The sequence below is a fragment of the Streptomyces vulcanius genome, assembly GCF_042653945.1.
GTDB lineage: Bacteria > Actinomycetota > Actinomycetes > Streptomycetales > Streptomycetaceae > Streptomyces > Streptomyces mangrovi.
The window spans coordinates 1-921 of sequence record NZ_JBHSFK010000128.1 but is presented as its reverse complement, the minus strand read 5'-3'; the positions used below and the strand labels follow the sequence as shown (position 1 = coordinate 921).

At 66.9% G+C, this 921-nt stretch carries 1 protein-coding gene; it reads right to left on the bottom strand.

Features of this window, described 5'->3' with window-relative positions; genetic code table 11:
* Positions 1-13 precede the first annotated feature (13 nt).
* Positions 14-873 (bottom strand): IS5 family transposase gene (locus ACFPIH_RS56320; protein ID WP_381188153.1). Its coding sequence is split into 2 segments (ribosomal slippage): positions 14-528 and positions 528-873, totalling 861 coding nucleotides; the frame shifts between segments, so codons are not numbered across the junction.
* Between the last annotated feature and the right edge of the window lie 48 nt (positions 874-921).

Below are 921 nucleotides of genomic sequence, written 5' to 3'. Positions count from 1 at the left end.
CTAGGGTCCGTCTTCAAACGGATCTTGCCCAGAGCAGGAATGACGCGAGACTGACCGCTGCCTCGTAAGAGGTGGCGGTCTTGTCGTATCTGGTGGCGATGCCACGAAAGCCCTTGAGGCGGTTGAAGCAGCGTTCGACGAGGTTGCGCCGGCGGTAGATCTGCCGGTCGAATGCCGGTGGCCGGCCGCCACGGCGGCCGCGGTTGTGGCGGTGTCGCCGTTGGTCGTTCTTCTCCGGGATGGTGCACGCGATGCCGCGTCGTCGCAGGTAGGCGCGGAAGCCGCGGGAGCTGTAGGCCTTGTCCGCGATGACCTGATCGGGTCTGCAACGTGGCCGGCCAGGGCCGGTTCGCGGGACCCGGATCCGTTCCATGAGGGGGCGCGCGCAGATGCTGTCGTGGCGTTGGCCTGGGGTCAGCAGGATCGCGAGGGGGCGGCCGCGGCCGTCGCAGGCGAGGTGGATTTTGGTGGTCAATCCTCCGCGGGATCGGCCGAGGGCGTGATCGTCCGGTTCGTCCGGCCGGTGGGTCCCCCTTTTCGGCCGGTGGCGGCGGCGTGCTGGTGGGCGCGGACGATGGTGGAGTCGATCTGCACGAGCCAGTCGATGTCACCGGCCGCGTCCGCGCGGGCCTGGATCTGCTGGAGAGCTTGGGTGAACACGCCGTCCAGGGCGTAGCGGCGGAAGCGGGTGTAGACCGTCTGCCATGAGCCGTAGCGTTCCGGCAGGTCACGCCAGGAGATCCCGGTGCGGATCTTGTACACCATCCCGTTGATGACCTGCCGGTCCGACACACGCGGCCGCCCCGTCGCAGCCCGCGGTATGAGGGGAGCGAGTAACTCCCACTCCTGGTCAGTGAGTTCATGACGGCGTATCACCTCATCATGATCCACCATTCGATGATCTTTGAAGACGGACCCTAG